This is a genomic window from Streptomyces sp. NPDC005811 (assembly GCF_040630405.1).
GTDB lineage: Bacteria > Actinomycetota > Actinomycetes > Streptomycetales > Streptomycetaceae > Streptomyces.
The window spans coordinates 108517-131993 of sequence record NZ_JBEXXK010000030.1 but is presented as its reverse complement, the minus strand read 5'-3'; the positions used below and the strand labels follow the sequence as shown (position 1 = coordinate 131993).

The 23477-nt window shown below is 71.4% G+C and carries 25 protein-coding genes; 5 read left to right on the top strand and 20 right to left on the bottom strand.

Annotation, left to right across the window (positions count from 1 at the left end; all coding sequences use genetic code 11):
• The coding region (locus ABZ490_RS29840) for a WD40 repeat domain-containing protein (protein ID WP_358996535.1) at positions 1–1631 on the top strand (1631 nt) is incomplete at its 5' end.
• A 177-nt stretch (positions 1632–1808) separates the two neighbouring features.
• On the opposite strand, the gene ABZ490_RS29835 is transcribed toward ABZ490_RS29840, so the two are convergent.
• From ABZ490_RS29835 to ABZ490_RS29810, 6 genes are all read right to left on the bottom strand, one after another.
• Entirely contained in the window at positions 1809–2330 is a 522-nt protein-coding gene (locus tag ABZ490_RS29835; RefSeq protein ID WP_358996532.1) for a DUF6262 family protein, read from the bottom strand.
• A gap of 311 nt (positions 2331–2641) precedes the next feature.
• Positions 2642–3229: a hypothetical protein gene (locus ABZ490_RS29830; protein ID WP_358996529.1), complete on the bottom strand. Its 588-nt coding sequence runs from the start codon at positions 3227–3229 to the stop codon at positions 2642–2644.
• A 118-nt stretch (positions 3230–3347) separates the two neighbouring features.
• On the bottom strand, positions 3348–3812 hold the full coding sequence (locus ABZ490_RS29825; protein WP_358996526.1) for an RRQRL motif-containing zinc-binding protein: 465 nt from the start codon (positions 3810–3812) through the stop codon (positions 3348–3350).
• A 260-nt stretch (positions 3813–4072) separates the two neighbouring features.
• A complete protein-coding gene (locus tag ABZ490_RS29820) occupies positions 4073–4711 on the bottom strand; it encodes a hypothetical protein (RefSeq protein ID WP_358996523.1) in 639 nt (212 codons plus the stop codon).
• Positions 4712–4866: 155 nt separating this feature from the next.
• Positions 4867–5646 carry a hypothetical protein gene (locus ABZ490_RS29815; protein ID WP_358996520.1) on the bottom strand — a complete coding sequence of 260 codons (780 nt, stop codon included), beginning with the start codon at positions 5644–5646 and terminating at the stop codon, positions 4867–4869.
• Positions 5647–5708: 62 nt separating this feature from the next.
• Entirely contained in the window at positions 5709–6200 is a 492-nt protein-coding gene (locus ABZ490_RS29810; protein WP_358996517.1) for a hypothetical protein, read from the bottom strand.
• Positions 6201–6424: 224 nt separating this feature from the next.
• Here ABZ490_RS29810 and ABZ490_RS29805 point away from each other — a divergent pair, with 224 nt between their 5' ends.
• Positions 6425–6595, top strand: coding sequence for a hypothetical protein (locus ABZ490_RS29805; RefSeq protein ID WP_358996515.1), 171 nt, complete (start codon positions 6425–6427; stop codon positions 6593–6595).
• Here ABZ490_RS29805 and ABZ490_RS29800 read toward each other — a convergent pair whose 3' ends face one another.
• From ABZ490_RS29800 to ABZ490_RS29745, 12 genes are all read right to left on the bottom strand, one after another.
• Entirely contained in the window at positions 6596–6784 is a 189-nt protein-coding gene (locus tag ABZ490_RS29800) for a hypothetical protein (protein ID WP_053673988.1), read from the bottom strand. It lies immediately after the preceding gene.
• A gap of 86 nt (positions 6785–6870) precedes the next feature.
• A complete protein-coding gene (locus tag ABZ490_RS29795) occupies positions 6871–9009 on the bottom strand; it encodes a chromosome segregation protein ParM (RefSeq protein WP_358996511.1) in 2139 nt (712 codons plus the stop codon).
• An 80-nt stretch (positions 9010–9089) separates the two neighbouring features.
• Positions 9090–9509: a conjugal transfer protein TraB gene (locus ABZ490_RS29790; RefSeq protein ID WP_358996508.1), complete on the bottom strand. Its 420-nt coding sequence runs from the start codon at positions 9507–9509 to the stop codon at positions 9090–9092.
• 21 nt (positions 9510–9530) lie between these two features.
• Positions 9531–11756 (bottom strand): ATP/GTP-binding protein, encoded by a 2226-nt coding sequence (locus tag ABZ490_RS29785; RefSeq protein ID WP_358996505.1) that lies wholly within the window; start codon positions 11754–11756, stop codon positions 9531–9533.
• A 129-nt stretch (positions 11757–11885) separates the two neighbouring features.
• Complete coding sequence (locus ABZ490_RS29780; RefSeq protein WP_319595136.1) at positions 11886–12194, bottom strand: hypothetical protein; 309 nt, start codon at positions 12192–12194, stop codon at positions 11886–11888.
• Positions 12191–12667: a hypothetical protein gene (locus ABZ490_RS29775; RefSeq protein ID WP_358996502.1), complete on the bottom strand. Its 477-nt coding sequence runs from the start codon at positions 12665–12667 to the stop codon at positions 12191–12193. Before ABZ490_RS29775 ends, ABZ490_RS29780 begins: the two co-directional genes overlap by 4 nt.
• 250 nt (positions 12668–12917) lie before the next feature.
• On the bottom strand, positions 12918–15062 hold the full coding sequence (locus tag ABZ490_RS29770) for a DUF2637 domain-containing protein (RefSeq protein WP_358996499.1): 2145 nt from the start codon (positions 15060–15062) through the stop codon (positions 12918–12920).
• A gap of 151 nt (positions 15063–15213) precedes the next feature.
• Positions 15214–15777, bottom strand: a complete 564-nt coding sequence (locus ABZ490_RS29765) for a hypothetical protein (protein ID WP_358996496.1) — start codon at positions 15775–15777, stop codon at positions 15214–15216.
• A 107-nt stretch (positions 15778–15884) separates the two neighbouring features.
• Positions 15885–16076: a DUF5999 family protein gene (locus tag ABZ490_RS29760; RefSeq protein ID WP_358996543.1), complete on the bottom strand. Its 192-nt coding sequence runs from the start codon at positions 16074–16076 to the stop codon at positions 15885–15887.
• A 209-nt stretch (positions 16077–16285) separates the two neighbouring features.
• Complete coding sequence (locus ABZ490_RS29755) at positions 16286–16600, bottom strand: WhiB family transcriptional regulator (protein ID WP_358996493.1); 315 nt, start codon at positions 16598–16600, stop codon at positions 16286–16288.
• An 83-nt stretch (positions 16601–16683) separates the two neighbouring features.
• Entirely contained in the window at positions 16684–17175 is a 492-nt protein-coding gene (locus ABZ490_RS29750) for an ATP-binding protein (RefSeq protein WP_358996490.1), read from the bottom strand.
• A 206-nt stretch (positions 17176–17381) separates the two neighbouring features.
• Positions 17382–18137 carry a hypothetical protein gene (locus tag ABZ490_RS29745; protein ID WP_358996487.1) on the bottom strand — a complete coding sequence of 252 codons (756 nt, stop codon included), beginning with the start codon at positions 18135–18137 and terminating at the stop codon, positions 17382–17384.
• A gap of 453 nt (positions 18138–18590) precedes the next feature.
• Here ABZ490_RS29745 and ABZ490_RS29740 point away from each other — a divergent pair, with 453 nt between their 5' ends.
• The 3 genes from ABZ490_RS29740 (at position 18591) to ABZ490_RS29730 (ending at position 21143) form a co-directional block, all read left to right on the top strand.
• A complete protein-coding gene (locus ABZ490_RS29740) occupies positions 18591–19355 on the top strand; it encodes a GntR family transcriptional regulator (protein ID WP_358996485.1) in 765 nt (254 codons plus the stop codon).
• A gap of 196 nt (positions 19356–19551) precedes the next feature.
• Positions 19552–20583 (top strand): AAA family ATPase, encoded by a 1032-nt coding sequence (locus ABZ490_RS29735; protein ID WP_358996482.1) that lies wholly within the window; start codon positions 19552–19554, stop codon positions 20581–20583.
• Positions 20580–21143 (top strand): guanylate kinase, encoded by a 564-nt coding sequence (locus tag ABZ490_RS29730; protein ID WP_358996479.1) that lies wholly within the window; start codon positions 20580–20582, stop codon positions 21141–21143. Before ABZ490_RS29735 ends, ABZ490_RS29730 begins: the two co-directional genes overlap by 4 nt.
• 7 nt (positions 21144–21150) lie before the next feature.
• On the opposite strand, the gene ABZ490_RS29725 is transcribed toward ABZ490_RS29730, so the two are convergent.
• A complete protein-coding gene (locus tag ABZ490_RS29725; RefSeq protein WP_358996476.1) occupies positions 21151–21990 on the bottom strand; it encodes a DUF1932 domain-containing protein in 840 nt (279 codons plus the stop codon).
• A gap of 4 nt (positions 21991–21994) precedes the next feature.
• Positions 21995–22648: an HAD family hydrolase gene (locus ABZ490_RS29720; protein WP_358996473.1), complete on the bottom strand. Its 654-nt coding sequence runs from the start codon at positions 22646–22648 to the stop codon at positions 21995–21997.
• Positions 22649–23477 lie beyond the last annotated feature (829 nt).

Genomic DNA, 23477 nt, shown 5'->3' with positions numbered 1-23477 from the left:
GCCAACCCGCAAGCCCACCCCTGACCGGCCACACCAACCCCGTGTCCGCGGTGGCGTGCACGGTCCTCGACGGCCGCACCCTCGCCGTCACCACCGGCGGCTGGGACCGCACGGTGCGGGTGTGGGACCTGGCCACCGGCCAACCCGCACACCCACCCCTGACCGGCCACACCAGCCCCGTGTCCGCGGTGGCGTGCACGGTCCTCGACGGCCGCACCCTCGCCGTCACCACCAGCTGGGACCGCACGGTGCGGGTGTGGGACCTGGCCACCGGCCAACCCGCACACCCACCCCTGACCGGCCACACCAACCACGTGTCCGCGGTGGCGTGCACGGTCCTCGACGGCCGCACCCTCGCCGTCACCGGCGGCGGGGACCGCACGGTGCGGGTGTGGGACCTGGCCACCGGCCAACCCGCACACCCACCCCTGACCGGCCACACCCACCACGTGTACGCGGTGGCGTGCACGGTCCTCGACGGCCGCACCCTCGCCGTCACCGGCAGCTGGGACCGTACGGTGCGGGTGTGGGACCTGGCCACCGGCCAACCCGCAAGCCCACCCCTGACCGGCCACACCAACCCCGTGTCCGCGGTGGCGTGCACGGTCCTCGACGGCCGCACCCTCGCCGTCACCACCAGCTGGGACCGCACGGTGCGGGTGTGGGACCTGGCCACCGGCCAACCCGCAAGCCCACCCCTGACCGGCCACACCAACCACGTGACTGCGGTGGCGTGCACGGTCCTCGACGGCCGCACCCTCGCCGTCACCGCCGGCGGCTGGGACGGCACGGTGCGGGTGTGGGACCTGGCCACCGGCCAACCCGCACACCCACCCCTGACCGGCCACACCAGGGACGTGTCCGCGGTGGCGTGCACGGTCCTCGACGGCCGCACCCTCGCCGTCACCGCCGGCGGGGACCGCACGGTGCGGGTGTGGGACCTGGCCACCGGCCAACCCGCCGGCCCACCCCTGACCGGCCACACCAACCCCGTGACTGCGGTGGCGTGCACGGTCCTCGACGGCCGTACCCTCGCCGTCACCGCCGGCGGGGACCGCACGGTGCGGGTGTGGGACCTGGCCACCGGCCAACCCGCAAGCCCACCCCTGACCGGCCACACCAGCCCCGTGACTGCGGTGGCGTGCACGGTCCTCGACGGCCGCACCCTCGCCGTCACCGCCGGCGGCTGGGACCGCACGGTGCGGGTGTGGGACCTGGCCACCGGCCAACCCGCAAGCCCACCCCTGACCGGCCACACCGACAACGTGTCCGCGGTGGCGTGCACGGTCCTCGACGGCCGCACCCTCGCCGTCACCGCCGGCTGGGACGGCACGGTGCGGGTGTGGGACCTGGCCACCGGCCAACCCGCAAGCCCACCCCTGACCGGCCACACCGACCACGTGTCCGCGGTGGCGTGCACGGTCCTCGACGGCCGCACCCTCGCCGTCACCGCCGGCGGGGACCGCACGGTGCGGGTGTGGGACCTTCGCGCTCAGGAGGCCATCGCGACGTTCTCGATCGAATCCCCGTGTGCCGTTGCGGTCACCGCCGCGGGAGACCTTGTCATCGGCTTCCACAACGATGTCGCCCGCTACCGACGCCAGCCCCTGCCCTATACACCCCGCTCCTGACCCGGGCAGCAGCACGTCGGCGCACGCAGCAGGGTGCACCGGGGCAGGCAGCCGGGCCGCTCGCACATGTCGGTGACCTGCAGTTCACGCCGAGTTGCAGCGTTCTCGTGGGCCGCTGGCGTCCGCTTGGGGCGGCGGTGGCAGGTGATCGCCTTCCGGTTGCTGTCCCGGCCGGGGTCAGTGGTTTGTGTTGAGCCGGCTGATCAGCTGCCGGTTGGCGGCCCGGGCCGCGGTGAGTTCTTCATCTCGTTCCTCCAGTCGGCCGGTCAGGGTGACGACTTCCTGTTCGAGGCTGGTGATGCGGCGTTTGAGCCGGTCGATGTCGTCGGGTGCCCCGAGGCCGGACTCCTGCCATGCCTGCTCGCCGAGGAGTTCGGAGAGTCTGATTTCCAGTTGGCGCGCGCGGGCGGCCAGGCGGTTGCCGCGCTCCAGGGCGTTTGCCAGGTCGGCCTGCAGGGAGGCCCGGCTGACGAGGGGACCGGCGTCGTCCCCGCACGGTTCGGCGCCGGCGGCGTGTACGTGGGCGAGCAGGTCCTTGTGGCGGTAGAGAAAGGCACGGTCCACTCCGGCCTGCCGGGCGATGCCCGCGACGGTGATGGCCGTGCCGTCACGTCTGGCCGCGTTCACGGCCTTGATGACGCGTTGCCGGCGGCGGGCCGAGTCGGCCTTGCGGCCTTCGGTCAACGGATTGGTGTTCATGCGCTGCGGTCCGGTCGGATGTCGGCAAGGGGCTGGCCGATGCGGGGCAGGCCGAGGTGGACGACGCTGTTGCGGGCACGTCGCACCAGGGCGGTGGCTTGTTCGATCGCGGAGCGTTCCTCGCCGGAGAGTGCATCGTGACCAGCTGCGCGAGGGCGGGGAAGAGGCAGCCGGGGACGTCGGCGTCCTCCTGGAGCTCGCGCAGGATCGCGGCGAGCTGCTCCTGTCGGCGCTGAGGTCGTCCTCGATCTGCTGGAGGGCCAGCGAGGCGATACCGACCGCGGCGCGGACGCGTTCAAGGCGGGTGCGGGTCACCGGCGGGCGCCGGGGCGGGTGGTGAGCCAGGTGGTGACGGCGGCGGCCGCGATGCCGATGGAGCGGTGCAGAGCCGCGTCCAGCTCCATCCACGCGCTGCCCGGCCCGGTGAGCTCCGAGGTGGCCTTGCCGTCGTCGTCGACGCGGGCGGCCTTGCAGTGCTCGATGTAGCCGGTCTTGCCGGTCTTGCCGGTCTTGCCCGCCAGCCAGAGCAGCACGGCGCCGCGGTCGATCGCGGCGTGTGTTCCGGCGTTGATGGCCGCGCCGGCGAGCAGCGCGGTCGGGGTGACGCGGTAGCCGAAGGCGCGGGTGATCGCGACGGTCGCCCCGAGCTGCACGGCGGTGTACGAGGCGACGTGGCAGGCCACCGCGCGGCGCCCAAGGGTGCTGGTGGTCATGGTCGGGCGGGTGGAGTCGGGCGTGGCGGGGGAGCCGTCGGCGTGTACGAGGTCCTCGCCGTACAGGCGCTTGCGCATCGCCGTCTTCGATCCCTGCACCCAGTGGTCGCACAGCGGGTGCAGCTCGCCGAAGGTGGCCAGCAGAGTGCCGAAGAGGGCCAGACGCTCGGTGGTGAGACGGGGCATGCTGGGGTTCTCCTGATCTCGAAGAGGGTGAGGGAGCGGGCGGCCGGCCTTGCCGGTGCTGCGGCCGCCCGGGTTGTGCGGGCCCCGTCCTGGCCTGGACGGTCGGGACGGGGCTGGCTCACGCGGCCAGCCGGTGAACGGCCGGGGCCGAGAGGGTCATGAGGCTGCCGGGGTCCGCGGGCGTGCCGTCGAAGCACTCCAGGCAGCAGCCGAGTTTCTTCGAGAGGCAGACATAGAACCGCCTCCCGCATTCGCCACAGGTCTGCCTCGCTGCCATCGCCCGATCGAGGGCCCACTCCTGGGCGAGCGTCGGCATCCTCTTGGGCTTGGCCAGGTCGACGCGGAGCAGGTAGCCGCGGGTGGGGTGACGGCAGGACCACTGCGGGCGGGTCGCGCACAGCCTGCACCGCAGGATGGCGACCGGGCCCTCGTTGCCGCCGGGGCTCAGGCCCATCTCCCGTAACTTCCTGCGGGTGACGAGCCCTTCGGGCACCGTGCTGCGGTCGTACTCGGGCAGCGCCGCGTCACTGCGCGGCACCCGGGTCACCTCGCGGCGGCGGTGCTTCTTCCTCGGGCGCGGCATCAGCTGGTCCAGGCGCCGGGCAGCCGGTCGGGGCGGTGGGGGTAGCGGGGGCCGGGACGCTGCGGGCGGGGTCTGCCGATCCGGCGGCGCGGACGGGGGATGAGCACGGGCAGATCCTCCAAACGTCGGTGGGCAGGAAGCAGTGCGTCCCGCCGACGGGGTTCGTCGGCGGGACGCAGGGCGGTGCTGGCCGGTCGGCCTGTCCGGTGCTCGCCCGCCGTGAGCGGGCGGGCGAGCGCCGGGCGGAGCGACCGGAGGTGTCAGCGTTCCCGGGCGGTCTCGCTCGGGGCCGGGCTGTTCCACGGGTTGTCGGTGTCGTGCTGGCGCAGGCCGGTGACGAAGTCGAGGACCGGCCACAGTCGCTCGCCCTCGATGCCGGGCTCCGGGGCCACGATGGCCATGCGGACGGCCGTGGCGAGGGAGATGAAGGCGGGTTCGCGGATGACGGGCCAGATGGTCCGCATGTCGCGGTAGCTGAGTCGGGCGCCGAACTCCGTGAATGGCTCGCCGTCCACGGTGGTGGCGATGATCCCGGGGTCGTGGGTGCCGGTCTGGGCGTCGTCGACGGCGACGTCCAGACCGGCCGCCTTGGCGGCGTCCAGCAGCCGGTAGTACAGCATCCGGTCGCTGACGAGCCCTTCGACTGCGGCGTGCTGCTCCCACCACAGTCCGTCGTGGCCGGTGCCGGCCTCTCCGGGCTGTGAGGCGGTGGTGAGGAATCCGGCCCGGTTGAGGGCTGCGAGGGAGGGGATCAGGTGTGTGGTCTCCTCGTCGGGGCCGCAGCGCGGCATGTAGCCGGGCCAGGACCGCAGGTCTCCCTCCAGCCATAACGCCATCAGTTCGCCGAGGTCGGCGACGGTGTGGGCGGAACGCCAGCGGCGGCGGTCGCTTCGGCTCATCCACGGCAAGTGCATCGGGGTGCTCCTCGAGGTGGGTTGACGGTGCTTGTCGGTGTGGTTCACCGGTGGCTCTGTGGCCCAAGGTGGCCGGTCGGCCTGTCCGGTCCTCGCCCGCCAGGTGGTGGTGGGCGAGGACCAGGCGGAGCGACCGGAGGTCAGCGGTGGAGCGGGTGGATGTCGTCGCCGTGGTCGTCGCCCGCCGGGGCGGGGAGGGTGGCGTGGAGGTGGAGCGCCGGGTTGAACTGGGGCTGGAACTGCGGCGGGTGGTTGTGGACGATGGGCCGCAGGGTCAGGCCGCGCAGGGCGAACACGCTGGCCAGGGCCCACATGAGGGCGGCGAGCCCGGTAGCGGCGGCGCGGCCCCCGGCGGGGGCGGTGGACCAGATCATGGCGAGGCTGCCGAGGCCGAACAGCAGCCAGGTGATGTGGGCTCCGGCGTTGCCGAAGAACCCACCGACCAGGCCGATCAGCCCGGTCAGCTGCCAGAACGCGTACAGGGCGGCCGGAGCGACGGCCAGATGCGCGGCCTGGTCGGCGAGGAACACGCGGACGGGGTGGTCGACTGTGCCCCACAGTCCGCTGCCGTCACTGGCGCTGGTGGCCGGGACGTCGGACAGGCCCTTGAGCGTGGCGGAGGCGATGTCGCCGGCGGTGTCCAGCATCATGACGATGAGGCTGAGACCGCCGAACAGTGCGGTCGCTTTGATCCAGCTGGCGACCTCGTGTCGGCTGGCGTGCCGGGCCTGGAAGACCTCCTCCCACCGCTGGTAGAGGAAGCCGCCTTCCTTCCAGGACGCCTTCCATGCGGAGCGCAGCCCGGCGAAGGGCTTCGGGCGGGGCCAGTCCTTCGCGTCGGGCGGCGGGGGCGTCTGGTTGAGCACGTCGAGGAAGGACGGGTTGTCCTGGCCGTTGACCGGCTTGTCGTTGCTGGGCATGGCGTAGCTGCTCCTTCGGCGAAGGGATCGGTGAGCGGGTGGTGGGGGCTGGCCGGTGCCGGTCAGCGGATCTCGTTGCGGGTGCGGGCGAAGAACGCGCCGCGCGTGGTGCTGTTGTTGTGGATCTCGGTGTGGTGGGTGACCGGGCCCTCGAAGACGTTCCTGGTGACGGCCGCGCGGGCCTTGCTGATCGCGCCGCCGATGGCGGTGGCGGCCATGGCCAGTCCCGCGAACGGCAGGGTGACCATGAGGACGCTGTTCAACGTGACGGAGGCCAGGCCCTGGAGCACGAGCCAGGCGCCACAGCCGATGCCGGTGACGCCAGCGCCCACGCCGATGGAGGCCACCGCGATCCCGGCCGCCCAGGCCGGGACGATCCGGTGGTCCTCCTGCTTCACGGGCGGGGTGGTGCCGTAGGCCGGCGGCTCGGTGTCGTCGCGGAACGAGGTGGGGTGGTGGCGTACGGGCTTGCTCGCCCATTCGTCGATCAGGCGGCGGGCTTCGGCAGCGGCCTCGGACTCGGGCATGCCGTGCTGGGTGTGCTGGGGGTCCATCGGGGTTCTCCGATCACGCGGGAAGGGGGGCGCCCTCCTGGCCGTGGTGGCCGGGAGGGCGCGTGGGGGAGTGGCCGCGCGCAACGGCGAAGGGCGTCGCCGGGGTCGTGTCCGGCGGCGCCCTTCGTCGTTGCGCAGCAGGTGAGTTGAGGCTGGCGGGTGGGTAGTCACCGCACCTGCGCCCCGGGCATCCTCGATCCAACAGGCGCGGGGAAGGGGATCTGGTGGAGTTCGTCTTCGATTGCGGATGGTGCGGGGGCGACAACTACTTCGTGGGCAAGCAGGTCGGCTTCTGGGTCGACAAGTGGGAGATCCCCTCGGAGTGGGACTGCCGCTTCTGCGAGGGGCTCAACTACACGCCCGACCCGCCGTGGACCCCGTCGGCCGAGGCGTAGTCAGAGGCTGGAGATCAGTCCGGCGAGCGAGGCGAGGCCGCTGTTGATGATGGGGGCCAGGCCGGTGGCGGCGAGGGTGAAGCCGAACAGCGTGCAGGCCAGCATGGAGCCGACGCGGACGTAGCCGCCCTTGAGCAGGACGAACACGATGATGCCCAGCAGCACGGCGGCGGAGATGGAAAGGGCCACGGCAGGTGGTCCTCCTTCGCGAGGGTCGGGGCGGGGCCGGCCGTGCCCGGGCAGGCCGGCCCCGGGATGGATGGGGTGGGGAGCAGTCAGGCGTTGTTGAGGCTCTTGATGGCCTCCAGCGCCTGGCGGGGCGAGGTGACCTGCTCGGAGCGGCTGGTGGAACTGCGCTTGCCACCGCCGCCCTTGCCGCCTCCCCCGCCGCCGCGGCGGGAACGGCCGCCGCCGTCGCCGTCGTCCTCGTCGGGCTCGGGCCAGAACTCGCCGGGCCGCACGGGCTCGTTCCAGTCGAACCACAGGCCGCGCTTGGTCAGCTCCGCGATCTCGTGGTCGGTGAGCCGGTTGACCTCGTCGGGGAACAGCTCGGAGAGGTCGGTGTCGAAGTCCGCAAAGAGGCTGCGCATGAGGACGGCGCGGCCGTTGTCCAGGACGATGACCGCGACGCCGCCCGTGCTGACGCCGTTCTCCGGGTCGGCCTCGCCGCGCATGGCCCGCTCGATCGCGGAGCCTTCGCTGCGGGAGTAGCGGGCCGGGATGGTCGGCACGTCGTAGGCGTTCTCCATGGTGCCCTCCGCCGCCTTGCGGGTGGCGCCGGGCGAACCCATGTTGAAGATGACCGGCCGGCTGTTCTGCCGCAGGTTGTCCTTCATCTCGGTGGAGAACCCGTTGTGCGCGAACGGCGACTGGCCGGCCGGGTTGAAGCCGATGCCGTACTTGAGCCCGGTGACCGTGAGGTCCTCACCGTCCTTCTGGATGAACTCGCCGAAGTCCGCGTCCTGCGCCGCGGTCATGAACTCATCGCCGTAGACGTTGAGCTGCCGGTACGGGCAGCGCGGGTCGCCCGGCTTGTAGTCGTGCGGCTGACCGTCGTGCGGCCAGGGCATCTCCGCCCTGATCTCGCACAGCGCCTTCGCCGCCCGCAGCGAGCGGGCCATCCACAGCGCGTTCGATCCCTGCCGGTCGATGTACCGACCGAGCACGGTGGTCTTCTCGTCCTTGCGGACGGTGCCCAGCCACACCACCTCCCCGTCCAGGGACTGGGCGGCCATGTGGATCGCGAAGAACTGCGTCTTGCCCGACCGGGACACCCCGAGGGTCAGGCCGTGGGCCGGGGCGTTCTTGTCGTGCTGGTACACCATCGTCTTCACCGGCTGGCCGGTGATGGTGAACCCGCACACGTACATGCCCTTGGCGTCCGGGGTGAGCAGCTCGCGGGTCGCCCGGAAGATCTGCGACAGCGGCGGGGAGTCGAACACGCTGATCAGGAACTCAGCTCCGTCAACGAGGACGAACACGCAGGAGTCGTCCTCGGGCAGCTTCAGTCCGCGGCAGACCTTGGCGAGGTCGATGCGCGGGGTCTCGGTGGAGTCGGCCATCTTCGCCCGGTAGAAGGTGACGCCGCGTTCGTCGTCGCGGGTCTTGTGGACCAGCTCGGAGCCGGGGGCGCCGCCCTTGGGTGAGCCGACCTTGTCCGTCCAGCGTTCCTGGTCGGTGGGGGCCTTGCGACGGAGCTGGTTGGCGTCGGGGGTGATGTGGGCTTCCATCCAGCCGGGGCCGCCCTGGCGGCCGGGCTGGATGGCGACCTCCGCCAGGACGACGTCGCTGGAGTGCACGCCGAACGGCGCGGCGACGGCGGCCTCCGACAGGCCGGTGATCGGCCGTCCGGTCTCCGAGGCGCGCAGCAGGATCGTCATGTCGTGCCGCATGCCGGGGTGCCGGTCGGCCTTGACGATGTGGGTGCGGGCGGGCATCCCGGCGTTCTCCCACAGCATCCGCGCCTGGCGGGTGAGCAGGTCGGCTCCGTCGTCCGGCACGGCCGGGGACGGCTCCGGGGCTTCGGTGACCTGCGGTTGCGGGGCCGGGGCCGCGACTGCGGGACGGTGACGGCGGCGGGCGTGCCGGGAGAACGGCAGCACGAAGGAGCCTGCCGCCGCCCATCCGGCGGCGAGCAGCCCGTCCAGCCACCACGGGCCCCAGCCGGGGGTGTGCCCGGCGGCGATGTCGATGGCGGCGGCCAGGACCAGCGGGGACCAGCGCAGGATCTTGCGTCCGGCGCCGGGCTCATCGCTCTTGGCGGCCAGGAAGATGCCGCCGATCCCGGCGGCGCCGGCCAGCTGCACGACCTGGTTGACGGGGCTGTCGGGGTAGACGTTCGGGGCCACGGCCAGCACGGGCGCGGCGAGGGTGTAGGCGAGGCGTTCGAGCGTGACACTGCGCGGCGTGGTCACCGAATCTCCTTCGGGAACGGGCACGGGCGGCCCCGCGATCTGCGGAGCCGCCCGTGGCGGGGTGGGGTGGGGGAGCGGGGTCAGCGGTTGAAGAAGCCCGGCCTGGGGGTCTTCTCACGCCGGTTGGAGCGGATTTCGTCCAGCGCCCCGTAGAGCTTGGAGTGGGTACGCCGGGTCTGGTGGGTGAGGTCGGCCGTCTCCTGGGCGGTGTCGCTCAGCTTTTTGACCTGCACGGCCGCGCCCCCGAGGGCGACCGAGACGTTGCTGGTCAGCTCCACGAACTTCGCGTCGAGTCCGGCGGCGCCGATGTCGCGGGCCGCGTCCTGGGCGCGCCGGGCGTTGGTCTCGACGCTGCGCACCAGCGCCTCCAGCTCGAGGCTGGCGTCGTCGAGCGCGCTGGCGAGCGTCTTGAGCTTGGCCTGCACGGCCTTGTATCGGTTGTCGTCGTCGGCCGGGACGGGCACCGGGCTGGCGCCGCTGGGTGCGAGATCGCTGCTCATCAGCGGGTTCCTCCCTGCTTCTTAGTCGTGGTGGGCGGCGGCCGACGCGTACTTCAGGCCCGCGTCTTCCTTGGCGGCCATGTCCTGGCCGTAGATGCGGGCCACCATCGAGGCCGCGAGCTTGGCGGCCTCCAGGGCGAGACCGCACTCGGACGCGCACCGTTCGGCCTGCTGCCTCATCCGGGCCGCGGCGTCGGCCAGGTCCGAGATCAGCTCGGTGACCTCGGTGGCGATGTTGTGGTCGCCGATCAGGTCGGCGGACATGTCCCGCAGGGCGTCGGCGACCTTGTCGAGCGCGTCCGCGAGGGCTTCGGCCTTCTCCTGGTCGGAGGCGGCCTGGATGGCGATGTTCGCCATCTCCATCAGGAACTCGTCGAACGTGATGTCTGTGCGGTGCTGGGCGGCCAGACCGCCCTGCCCGGACGGCCTGCTGACCTCCGCGCTGCTCACGCTGCTCCCTTCGGTGCTGGTGGGTCGGCTGCTGGTTGCCGGTCGGCCGACCACCGGCTGATCGCTCTCGCCGGGTGCGTCCGTCGCGTCCGGCCGACTGGTGCCGGGGCGCTTGACGACCCCCCGCCTGGCTCGCGGTTGCCTGGGCGCGCGGGGCAGGCCGGGACGGCGGGCGGCATACCAGCCGAACGGGTCGGCTTCGTCGTCGACGATCACCGCGTCCGGGATGTCCTCGCCGGTGTCCGGCTTCGGATTGGGACGGCTCGGGCGGCCGTCGGCCCACTCCACCGTCGGGTCGGGATCCTTCACCCCGTCCCATGCCCAGCCGCGTCGCCGCCCGGCATGACCGGCACGACCGGTGCGACCCCGCCGACCGGCCCTGCCGGTTCCGCTGCCGGTGCGCCGACGCCGAAACCGGCGCCGCTTCTTCGAGTCGTCAGACGGCCCGTCACCGGCCTTGGAGTCCTTGCCCGGCTCATCGGACGCCGGGGCGTCCTTCGTGCCGCTGGAGGCCCCGTCAGAGCCGTCCTTAGCGTCCTTCTCGCCCTTGCCTTCGGTGCCCTTGTCCTTGGAGTCCTTGGAGTCCTTGTCCTTGGTCAGGCTCACTTTCTCCGCGCCAGCCTTGCCGGCCTTGCCGTCCTTCGCGTCCTTCGCGTCGGCGCGGCGCTTGTCGAAGCGGCGCTGGGCTTCCTCCGTGACCGCCTGGCCCAAGGTGGTGCGGCCGGAGTCGGCCGGCGCCGCGGCTTCCCGCTTCGCCTTCCGTGCCGCGTCCCGCTCCTGCCGCTTCGCGCGGCGGTCGTCCCAGTTCTGCTGCCGGTTGGCGCGGGCCTGGTCGCGGTCCTTGGACCGGTCGGCGACGCCGGCGGCGTGCCCGGCGGAGCGCCGTTCCTGCCGCGCGGCCTGCCGGGCCCCGGCGCGCCCCTGGCGGCCGCGGGCCCGCTCCGCGCGGGCGTTGGAGGCCGGGCCGTCGTTCTTCGAGCTGCCAGAGCCCGCCTGAGAGCCTTTCGGCCCCCCGGACGACCCGTTGCTCCCAGAACCGCCTGTACGGCCGCCAGAGCCCGCCTGGGAGCCCTTCGTGCCGCCCTTGCCGCCCGTGCTACCCCCGGGTGATCCGGACCCCGAACGCCCGGTGCTGCCGCCGGAGTTGGTGCCGCGCGACCCGGGCCCCTTGGAGCCCGGACCCGAGTTGTTGCGGGACGGACCGCCGCCGCTGCCGCCACCGCCGGCCTTCGAGCGGCCCTTGTCCGTCCCCAAGCCGGAGCCCGGCGACTTCATGCGGTCGGCGTCGGCCTTTCCGCGCGCCGCCGCTTTGTCGCCCTTCGCTTTCATCATCGCGGCGCGGAGCTTTCCGTTCTGCTCCATCATCGCGACTTCCTGCGCGGTGCGGCCCTCCAGCAGCGCAGCCTTCCGAGCTATTTCAGCCTCGCGGAAAGGCGCTTCGCTTTCGCGATTGGCCCGCGCCCTTTCCAGCCGGAATTCGAGCCAGTCACCGAGACGGTCAGCGAGTGAACGAGGCTGGGCGTATTCGCCTTCCTCGTATTCGCCGTCATCTTCTCCGGTTTCCGGTGCCGCAATTCCGTCCGAGCGCAGCGCCGCCGCCGGGTCCGGAGCGGCCGGGATCGGCGGCAGTTCCATCGTGGTCTCCTCCGGGCTCTCCGGGGGAGCCTCCGGAATATCTTCCGGCGGTGGAATGGTGTCGATGAAATCCGGGATCGGCGGCAGCGTGTAGGTGGAATCACCGCTCCAGGGGCCGTGGACCAGGGTTCCACCGCCGGCATCGTCGGACTCGTCGGACACAGTGCACCTCCCTCCAGGGGGACTTGACAGACAGTGGGGTCTCGTGTGCACGCGTGTGCACGTGCACGTGTGCACGCTTTACGCGCGCGAGGCCCCGCCGGAGCCCGGCGGGGCCTTCGTGGGTGACGTTCAGTTACGCGGGCCGTGCTGCTTCAGGACGGTGTCCGCGTACTGCATGAGGTGGTCGAACAGCCGCGGGTCGCCCGCCTGCCGCTTCTCCAGCACCAGCTTGAAGAGGCGGCAGACCAGCGTGAATGCGGTGAGGACATCGCCGCGACCGGCTTTGATTTCCCTCGTGATTTCGGACCGAGTAACGCGGAGCCAGAATTCCATCCGGCCGATTTCTCCGCGACTTTCGATCGCCTTGCGCTCTTCGTCCTGCAGCCAGCCGTTCCGCCCTTGAATGGAGCGTTCGACGCTGCTGAGGGGGCGCGTCACGCCGACTCCCTGTTGCCAAGGTCGTAAATCGACGTGGGAACACTATAGCCGGAACTCTGGCTCTGCGCACCCTGCTGCGTCGAAGTGGGCGCGGCCTGGAGCATCTGCGGGTTCTTCTTACGCTGCTTTTCCAGCTCTTTTTCCTTCCTTTCCTTGGCCGTATTCGTAACGGCCTCGTCGTGGGCGCGGCGCTTGTAGGCGCTCTTTTCCAGGCCCGCGGTCAGGTCGTCCAGGTCCTTGAGAACCTGCCCGAGAGCCTTCTCCACGGGCATCGCCCGCAGCCTGGCGTGGTACCAGCGGTCGCCCTCCACGTGCGTCTTGCGCAGGTGCACGCGGGTCTCGATCGCGAGGGTCTCCAGGTTCTTGCCGATGTCCAGCAGGACCCGCTGAACGTCGGCCAGGTACCGGGCGGTTGCCTCCGGGCTCTGCGCGATGTCGTGCAGAGGCGAGGTGTTCGGGTCGTTGCTGTCCATGCGAGAAGACCTCCAGGTCTCGGGGTTGGGGAGGGGGAGTCCGTGTCCCCGAGGCTGTTGCGCGGGGGTGGGTGGTGCTCGGAACGATCTCGCCCGCGCCCCGCTCGGGGCGGGCGCGGACGCGCGGCCTGCCGGCCGTGGCCGTCACCGGTCCGCGCTCACGCTCGGGAGCGTGGGCGCGGGCCGGGGGCGACCATGAGCGGCAGGGGACTGCCGGGGGTGAGCGCGTCGGCGCTCACCGGGTGCTCACCTACGCGCCCGGGGCGGCCTCTTCGACCTGAGCGCGCAGGCGCTGCGCGGTCGGGCGGGAGACCGGCTTGTCGGACAGGCCCGCGTCGGTGAGCGCGTCGCGGATCTCCGTCCACTCGGGTCGGCGCCCGAGCTCGGTGTAGAGCAGACGGATACGAGCGTGGCGGCGCTCGGTCAGCGCCTCCGTCTCGCTGCGCGTAAGCGCGCCCTCCGCTCGCTGAGCGTCCGTCTCCTCCGTGCCGCGCTCACCCTCGTGAGCGCCGGAGGCGAGCGCCGGGCGCTCACGCTCGCCGCGAACCTCGCCCGAGGTGAGCGCGCTCATGTCGGGGTGAGCGTGCTCGGTCTCATCCGCCCGTTCGACGGTGAGCGTGTCCTCGGGGGTGAGCGTGTCGGCGAGCGCGGCGGGCGCGGTGTCGAGCTTGAGCGCCATCCGCTGCTCCAGCGGAGCCTTCCAGCGCCACTTCCAGCCGTGCGTCTCCTTGAGCTGCGCCCGCAGCCAGGTCTGCTCCTGGAGGCGGGTGAGCGCCTCCTCGTAGGAGGTGATCTCCCAAAGGATCATCCGGCGGCGAAGCCGGGCGGTGGGGATCGGGGCGAGGATCCAGCGCGAGCGGCGCACCGTCTCCATCCGCTTCTTGCCGGTGACCGCGCCGATCCGCGTCGCGTACACGTGGGAGGCGATCTCCGAGAAGATCACCCACAGCAGCGTGAGGGCGGCGTGCCCGATCCGGCCCGCCGCGGAGTCCGAGGCGTTCCAGTTCAGGTACACGGTCACCGCCGTCAGCGCCCGGGGCACCCAGCGGATCCAGCGCAGCTCCATACCCATGCGGATCAGGACCAGGTTCGCGCCGGTGAACGCCGGGATGGCGACGTCGATGCCGACCGGCAGCAGCCACGGCCAGTCCCAGCCCCACGCCGCCGCCTTGGCCTCCAGCGCGGTGTAGGAGGACAGCAGACCGAGGGTGGAAACGACCGCGGCCGCCAGGACGATCCCGACGACCAGGACCAGCTCCTGCCTAGACAGCGGCGGGACACCGCCGGCGGGCCGGGCGTCGGCGCGGGCCTTGCGCCGCTTGGCGCGGGACTCGGTCCGGATCTCCCGGCGGCGGGCCCGCTGCACGGTGCGATCCGTCGCCGCCTCAAGGACCCGCTCCGCCTCAGCCAGGGCGCGTTCGGCGGCGGCCTTGTCGGCCGTGGCCTTGGCCGCCGCCTCCCGGGCCGCCACCGTGTCCGTCTCCGCCTGCTCCCGCAGCCGGGTGACGTCCTTGTCGGTGGCCGCCCGAAGCTCCTCAGCAGAGGAACGGGCGTCGGCCAGGGCGCGTTCGGCGTCCTGACGAAGGCCGGCCGCGGCCTTCTCGGCTCCGGCCCTCACCCGCACGGCCTGACCGTCCGCACTCTCACGCATCCGGTCGGCCTCGCTCCGCGCCCGCTGAAGGACCTGGTCGGCGTCAACGGCGGCACGGCTGCGGGTCTCCGCCGCGGTGCGCTCCGCCGCCGTGAGCAGCTCGGTGCGCGCGCTCTCCGCGTCGGCGAGGACCTGCGCGGCCTCCGCCCGCACGGTGTCGGCCTTCGAGGCCGCCGTGGTGGTGACCTCCTGCGCCTGGTCGCGGGCGTCGGCGAGCAGCTGCTCGGCAGCCGCCTTGGCGTCGGCGAGGACCTGGTCGGCGTTGCCGGACGCCGTTGCCGTGACGGTGTCGGCCTCGCTGCGCGCGTCGGCGAGCAGCTGCTTGGCCTTCGCGTCGGCGTCGGCCAGGACCTGGTCGGCGTCGGTGGCCGCGCTGGTCGCGGCCCCCGTGCGGACCCGGTCGGCGTCGGCCTGCGCGTCGGCCAGGAGGCGGGCCTGCTCGGTGGTGGCCGTCTCGGTGATCGAGGCCGCCTCCGAGCGGGCGCCGTCCAGGAGTTCTGCGGCGCGGCTCTCGCCGTCGGCGATGATGCGGACCGCGTCGTCGGCGGCCAGGTCCCGGAGGTCGGCGGCGCGGTCGGCGGCGTCGGCCAGGAGCGGGTCGGCTTCCTCGAACACCAGCGGCACGATCTCCTCGGGGGCGGCGGCCTGGGCGGGGATGGCGGCCGGCGCCTTGGCGCGCCCGGCGCTTCGGGGCTTCGCGGCCGGGGCGGGCTTCCGCCTGCGCCGGGTGGTGGTGTTGGCCACGGGGTGTCCTCTCTTACTCCGGCGCCTCGTGCGAGAGGCCACCGCGGGTCGGCGTCGGTCGGTAGGGTTGTGACCAGGCCCTCCGAGGCCCCGGCAGCGCTAATGCCGAGGACTCGGAGGGCCGTTGTGCTGGTGCGGTCAGTACCGGGGGTCAGGCGGCTGCCGTTTCCCGGCTGGGCCCGTAGGTGCGGGCGAACTGGGCGCTGGCGGTCAGCAGGGCGGTGATGTCCGCGTGAGTGCGGTGCTGGCGCTCCGACCAGGGCGTGGCGCGGGCGGAGTCGGACCCGGTGTGGGCCTGGATCACCCGGTCCAGGACGTAGCCCGCCACACAGGCGGTGTCCGTGTCGCCGTGGGCACCGTTCTCGCCGACGTGACGCAGGGCGGTGGCCAGGGTCCGCTGCGGGTCGGTACCGCTCTCGTCGCGGACGAAGCGGATCAGCGCCCGGAGCATCGCCTTGACCGTCATGGCGTCGTCGTCGGCGAGGCCGACGCCGGCCGACCAGTCCTTGCTGTGGTCGTAGGCGCGGATCCAGCCGTCCTTGTCGAGCAGGGCGATGGTGGCCTCCAGGTGGCGGGCCACGGCCTCGCCGGAGGACTCCTCGCCGGACGGGCCGATCCACAGCGGCTGATAGGAGTCGGCGGCGAGTTCGGCCGCCTTGCTCAGCGTCACTTCGGAGAACACCGCGGCAGCGGGGGTGGTTGTCGTCTCGGGCATGCGAGCCTCATCTCAGGGTTGTTGGGTCCGGGCTGTCCGGCTCCCCGTCACCGCCCGACCCGGCCGCCACGGTGGTGGGCGGTCGGTGCGGGCGGCTCAGGCAACTGTCAGGCCGTGGCCGTGAGGGGCCGGTGCGGGTCGACGACCCGGCCGTCGGGGAGCAGCCCGCCGGTGTCCTCGAAGAGCAGGACGGCGTTGCACAGCAGGCTCCAGCCCTGATCCGGGTGAGCGGCCACGACGTGCGCGGCCTCCCGGTCCGGACTGTCGGCCGACGGGCACTTCGGGGTGTGCGTGCACAGCGAGTCCGCCAGCCGGGTGGTGCCGGTGGCGGTCGTCGCGGTGTCGATCTGGGTGCTGCTGCGCATGGGCTCTCCTGCGGGGATGCGGGCCCGAGACTCTCCCGGGCTGGAGGCGTGCGAAAGGCCGGCCGCCCGTAGCGTGGGCAGCCGTTCGGAGGCGGAGCTGCAGGGCGGGCAGGGAGTTGCCCGCCGCTCCCGTCCTGCGGAAGTCAGGCGGCCGCGGCGCGCCGGCGGGCCGCGCGGCGCTTGAGGGAGCGGCGCTCCGTCTCGGACAGCCCGCCCCACACGCCCGCGTCCTCGCCCCGCTCCAGCGCGCCCTGGAGGCAGCTCTCCATCAGCGGGCAGCGGCAGCAGACGGCCTTGGCCTCCTCGATCTGCAGCAGCGCCGGACCGGTGTCGCCGATGGGGAAGAACAGCTCGGGGTCCTCATCGACACAGGCCGGACGGGGCCGCTCGAACGCGTCGGTGGAGACGGGCGCGTAGGCGTGGCTGCGTACGAGGGCGACGGACACTCGCATCTTCATTTGGGCCTCCCAGAAGGTCCGTGTACGAGTCAGCCCCGGAGCGGTATCCCCGGGGCTGGCTCATGGGTTGGCGGAGGGCTGAACTACCTGGCGTCGATGTGGCAGCGGATCTGCTTGCCGACCGGCGAGGGCGCGATGTCCCAGCCGGGCGCCAGCATGTCCAGCAGGCCCAGGCCGCGCCCGGACTCCGCGTCGTCGCTGTCCATCGCCACCGTGCTGCGGCGCGGCAGCAGATCGGCGGCGGGGTCATGCACGTTCACCTGGACGCTGCGCCCGGTGACGTACACCTCTACGACCAGCGGCACGTGATCACCGCAGGCCCGCACGGCGTTGCCGAGCAGCTCCGAGACGAGCCACTCCGCGGTGTCGGCGGTCGCCTGGCCGGCCCCGTACGCCATCGGCACCGACACGGTCAAACCGCGCACCATGCTGAAGACGGACTCGGAGGCCGTGATGTGGGCGACGAAGCCGCGGTCGCGGTGCTGGACGTACAGGCCGGGGACGCAGGCCGGGAGCGTCGGCCTCTGCGCACGGCGCTGGTCGTTCATGCGGGCCCGGCGCAACATGTCGTCCATGTCCGGGCTGCTGTCTGCCCGTGCACCAGGCGGCGCGGGAGATGTCATGATGGGACTCAAGGTTTTTCCTCTCACGGAGTGACCTGCTGAACGGCCCTGGGGCGCAATCCCGGGGCCGCTCCTTTTGACTGCCGTACGAGCAGCCGCGGCCCTGGCCTCCCCGATCGCTCGGGATGGCCAGGGCCGCGGTCGTTCGTGCGGGCGGTTCAGCGCTCGGGGCGCTCAGGGTGGAGCGTGGTCAGCGGGACCAGCGGGCTGCCCAGCGGAGCGTCACCGGCGGGCAGCTGCGCGCGCCGGGTGTCGGTCTCGTGTACCGCAGTCTCCGTCGACGCCCACTTCATCTCCCGCAGCAGCCACAGCGCGCGGCCGTCGCCCGGCTCCTCTGCTTCCTGCTGAGCAGCCGCCCGGCCGGGCGCGTTGCGGAGCTTGTAGAGGTAGAGGCGGGCGAGCGGGCTGCCCTCGGTGCAGTGAGCGTGACCAGACTCCTGGCAGACCTCGCACTGCTCGCAGTGCGCCCGGAACAGCCGGAGCGTGCCGTTCGCGTCCAGGTCCGGCGCCGCCATGTGGGCGATGGCCGGAGCCGACGCGACCTTCGGCTTGCGGAGCACGGTGGTCGCGCGGCGGGACGACGTCTCCGTGATGGCGTCGGCCAGGAGTTCCCGCCACTCAGCGATCGTCAGGTCGAGCGTCACCCTGCGGTTACTGCCGACGCACCGGCGGGGTTCGGCGGTGCCGGCGCGGCCGGTGTGGTGGGGGACCAGCTTCGGGTTGCGGCCGTCGTGCCCGGTGATGGGGCACCAGGTCCGGCAGTTCGGGCAGACCAGGCTCTCCGTGCCGGGGAGCAGGTCGATGTCGATGGGGAGCAGCTTCGAGACGACGATCGCGGGGAGGTTACTCACCTGCTTCGTGCGGGTCCGGGTCAGACGCTTGCGGGCCGTGGGCATCGCGGACGTGGTGGTCATATGGAATCTCCTTGAGTACGGAGGGGAGGGACTGCGTCGCGGTGCTCTCTCCGCCCGCCAGGCGCACGGGAGACCCGGCGTCCTGGAGGACGGACAGCGCATAGCGCTGCGACGTACATGCAGGTGAGTCGAGACCGGGGGATTTAGTGGTGCATCAACCCCGGCCACCCAGGGGGCGGACGACTTCCTGCGGTCTTGCTGGTAGGGGACCGACGTTCCGGCTCCCTCATCCGGCGCCGCCCGCAGGCAGTTCCAGGTGGGGGAGTCGGGTCCGAAGCGAAACCTGGCTGCGAACCTCGTTACCGAGGTTCAGTAGAAACCCTCCTCGGTACCGATGTCAAGAAGTACGTTACCGATGATGTACCATGCGGGTGTTCCCAACGCGATCAACGCGCCCCTCAAGGCCCTTCGGTAGCAAGCCGCCCTAGGATCGCTACCGAGGTAGGGAGACTGATGACGGATGAGGCAGGCGCGCAGCGCACGAAGGTCCAGCAGATTGCTGATGATCTGAAGGCGGCGATCGAGCGCGGGGACGACGGATTCAGGCCTGGCGACCGGCTGCCGGGCGAGAACGCCCTGGCGGCGCAATACGGCGTCGCCAGCCTCACCGCCCGACGGGCCCTCAAGGTTCTGAGCACCGAAGGGCTGGTCGAGAGCAAGAAGGGAGCAGGCGCCCGTGTTCTTTCGTTCCAGCCCATCAGGCGTCGAGGCATTCCCCGACTGGCTAGCGAGCAGTGGGGGAGCGGAAAGTCGATTTGGTCGGCCGACGACCACCGCGCACCAGACGTCGACCAGATCGCGGTACAGGAAGACGCAACCCCGCCTGAGCACATCAGGGGCGTGCTCGACTTGGGACCTGGCGAGGGAGCCTGCGTCCGTAGTCGGCGGTACGTCATGGAAGGTCGGCCTGTCATGCTCGCCGCGTCCTATCTCCCCCAGGCGCTGGTCGCAGGCTCCCTCATCACTCAAGCGGACACTGGCCCCGGAGGGATCTACGCCCGGTTGTCCGATCTCGGGCACGCGCCAACGCGGTTCCGTGAGGAGATCCGAGTGCGTCTGCCCACGGCGGAGGAGGCGGCCCAGTTGTCCATCCCAACCGACAGGGCTGTGATCAAGCTGGCCCGCACAGCCTTCGACGCGGCGGGGAGGGCGGTGGAGATCAACGAGATGACCTTGGACTCGGCAGCGTACGTATTGGACTACGAATTCGACGCCTGACACCGATGTGTCTGGCCAAGCACAAGCAGCCACTGCGACGCCCTCCAGACGATCCGATGTGTGGGGGCCATCACACCCGGCAGTGACTCTGAGGAACATCACGAAGAGCTCGTCACTTCGATGAACGAGTTCCTCAACGCGTTTTCAACGAGTAGATACACACGGGATTTTGGGGCTCGCGCCTAGGCTCCAGATCATGGTGAAGACGGAGGCTGACGGGGTGGGCAAGCGCGCTGGGTGGCGCCCGGACAAGCTCAGGGAGCACCGGGAACGGCATGGGCTGACGCTGGAGGAAGCCGGTGAACGGCTGCGGCTGGTCGCTGAGCAGGCCGGGCTGAAAGATGTGCCGGCCGCGAATCCTCAGACCCTGAGCCAGCACGAGACAGGCGAGAGTTACCCAGGGCCGCCGTATCGCCGAGCCTACTGTCTGCTGTACGGAGCGACCGAGCCCTCGCTTGGCTTCCGGCCTGCACTGCCGGGCGAGGAGACGAAGTTCGAGGTCACCCCCCTGCCTGAGCAGCGGAACGGCCTCCATGTCATAGCTGTCGAGCGGGCGTTGACGCGGATCGCGGACGGGAATGGCTTCGACAGCTACAGCTGGCAGCAGCGGGTGATGGAGGCGTGGAAGCGCCGTCGTACCGGCGGTGATCCGCACAAGCCGTGCGTGGTGCTGGTGGGCGGGTTCGCCGGCTCCGGGAAGACCGAGTTCGCCAGGTTCCTCACGCAGTTGACGGGCTGGCCGTTGGTCGACAAGGACCCGCTGACTCGGCCGTTGGTGGAGCCGTTGCTGACCGCTCTGGGGTCGCAGGCCCACGACCGGCATACCGACCTGTACCGCGAGAAGGTCCGGCCCGCCGAGTACGCCGCGCTGATGCAGGCCGTCCACTCGAACGTGTCGTGCGGCATCAGCACCGTGGTCACCGCGCCGTTCATCGCCGAGCTCACGGACCAGGCGTGGATGGAGCGCCTGATCAACAAGTGCGCGTCACATGGCGTCGACGTCGCGCCGATCTGGGTGCAATGCGATGTGGAGTCGATGCACGAGTACATCTCGCACCGCGGCGCGGCCAGGGACGCGTGGAAGCTGGAGCGGTGGGAGGAGTACATCGCCACCGTCGACGTAAGCCTCCGTCCGTCCGTCCCGCATCTCGTGGTGGACAACCGGATGGGCGCCGCGATCTCGCTGGCCGATCAAGCCCGGCAGGCAATCGGGACGGTGGCCGTATGAAACACGGTGTCGTCCTCTACGGCCCGCCGGCTGCGGGCAAGGACACCGTGACTCGCGCTCTGACGCGGCTCAACTGCCGATACGCGCTGTTCGAGCGGCTCAAGGTGGGGTCGGGCAAGCGCGTCGGCTACCGGATGGGGACTGCCGAACAGTTGCTCGCGCTGGAGAGTGCGGGGGACGTCGTCTACGCGAACCGGCGGTACGGCAATACGTACGCGATCGACCGGCCGGGTCTGGACTCGGTGTTCGAGGCCGGGGTGCCGGTGGTGCATCTCGGGCAGGTCGACGGCATCCGGGCCCTGGTCGACGGTTACGCAGCTGGCTGGTCGGTAGTGCTGCTGTGGTGCCCGAGGGAGGAGACCGTGCGCCGGTCCGCAGGGCGCGGCGACCGCGACACCAGTGCACGGCTGGCGGCGTGGGAGGCGACGCGCGAGGACCTGGATGCGCACCCCGACATGGTCTGGGACCTAACTGTAGACACCTCGGGGACATCGCCTGAGGAGGCGGCACGGCTCATCGACCAGCTGGTAGTGCGGCGGTCGGGAGCGGCGACGGCATGAGCGCGGGTTACGGCTGGGCGAGGCGGGCGAGGGCGTCGGCGAGCGTGAGCTCAGCGTCGTCCTTGGCGTCGTTCCACCGTGCCAGCGTGGCGGCGGCCGCGTGCAACATCTCCGGTGGGAGGCCGGCGTCCGCGAGGGTGTCGGCGACCTCTTCCATCTCGGGGCCCCACCTCCAGGCGCGCGCCGCAGCCTTGGCAATGTACTCGGGTTCGGCAAGGTACGAGTCGCTGCGCCGTGCGGCCACCCGCACGAGCTCTTGGCCGACGCCGTGTGCGTGGGCGAGACCGACCGAGAGCGCCACGAGCACGCGGCTGGTCTTCTGGAAGCTGGCGTACGCCAGCTTCAGCGCGGACGCCTTCCCGATCTCTGTACCCAGTTGTCCGGTCTGTACGTCGGTGCCCGCGAAGAGCGCGGCGACCGTGGTGACTGCGGCGGTAGGGCCGGACAGGTACAGCGTGGGGCTCTTGCCGCCCACGGGCGGGGAGCCGATCACTCCGCCGTCGACGACGGTCGCAGTGGTCCCGAGAAGGTCTGCGATCCGCCCGGTCCTTTCGGGGTTGATGGCGTTTGCCTCCACGTACACCCCGGTGAAGGCGTGCCCGGCGACGTCGCGGGCCAAGTCCTCTGCGGCGGCCGGCGGGCAGAGGCTGATGACGATGTCGCTGCGCTCCAGCAGTTCTGCCAGTGTGGCGACCCCGGTCAGCCCGAATTTCTCGGCGCGCGCGACGGTCGCCGGGCTTCGGCCGGCCTCGCACCACAGGACGGAGACCGCGTTCGTCGCGGCGCAGGCGGCGACGGCGGCGCCCATGCTTCCGGGTTGGAGGATGCCGACGGTGGGCTGGTCCACTGTGCTACTCCGAGGTCGTGGTGAGCAGGATGGCGATGGCGTCGGTGACGTCGTCGACGGTGTGGTCCGCGGTGGGGACAGTGTCGGGCCAGGGGCGGCCGCGGAGCCAGATGGTGCGCAGACCGGCCTGGTGGCCGCCTCCGATGTCAGCGGCCGGGTTGTCGCCGATCATCCAGCCTCCGCCTGCGAGGGAGAGGCCGCAGCGCGTGGCTGCGAGTTCGAAGAGCCGCCGGTCGGGTTTGCGGATTTCCAGCTCGCCCGAGACTGCGACGGCGTCGACCAGGTCACTGATGCCGGTTGCGGCGAGTTTGGCGCGCTGGGTGTCGGTGGAGCCGTTGGTGACGATGCCGATCGTCCAGTTGGCTGCCCGGAGTTCGGCGAGGCCCCCGAGGACTTCGGGGCGGCAGGTGATGGCGGCCGCTATCCGGTGGACGTACTCCTGCCACAAGATGTCGGGGGACTCGCTCAGGTCGAAGGCGACGCGGAACTGGGCGAAGTCGCTGAGGTTTGCCCGGTCGGCGAGCTGGCCGAGCAGCCACCTTTCGGCTGGGAGGCCGAGGCCGTGGGCATGGCAGAGTCCGGCTACGACGTTGCTGTAGGCAGCCTGGCGGTCGACCAGTGTGCCGTCCAGATCGAAGAGAGCGAGGCGCTGCTGCACGTGAGCGAGCCTATCTGCGACATTGCGTTGGGTGATTCGGCGCCCGCTCCGTGGGCGGCTGATCGCTCGTGCGGTCCGTGCGGTGGGACGGTCCAGCAAGTTGATTCCCGCGTGCCGGGATTCGCGACGGTGGTCGTGCAAATGCTCTTGGATTCCTTGTTGGTCACTGCTCGGATCATGGGCAAGTGCGGCCCGATCAGTGCAGGTGATCAAGGTCGGTCGCGAACTCAGCTGGGAGGTGCCGTCTCATGATGGGAAGTCAGCGGTGGACGGGCTTTGCGACACGTACAGCCCAGGGGCGCCCGGAATTCAGCGGGAACGGTACAGTGGCCCCCAGCGTTGATCAAAAAGAAAAGTGGCCCCGCAATCCGGCCTTGGACAAGCCGGTCATCGGGGCCACGTGGCCGACGGACCTTGTAGGAGGGGTCCGGGGGCCTGCCGAGCACCCTTTTCGCGTGAAGGAAGGTGCCGACGTGATCAGGGTACCCGTACCTGTCACCCGACACACAGCACCCCGCCGTGGGGTCAGCAGCCATGCCGGTTGCTGGTCCGTCGACGGGGCGTTCGCGTTGTCTGAGCGCACCCCGGTTCGCCCCTCTGCTGAGGGGGCCGGGATGAGGTGAGTCGCAGGGCGGCTGACCGCCCGGGGACCAGCTCCCAGGTGATTCGCAGTCACCTCGGCTGGCGCCCCATCTGCCACCGGAGGGTTTCGCACGCCCTCCGAAGGGATCGCCGACCGGTTCGCACCCGGTCAAGCGGTTCATCTCTCGGTTCCACCCAGAACCCGAAGCACCAGAGACGGGGCTTCGTCTTGCACACCTCCAGAGAA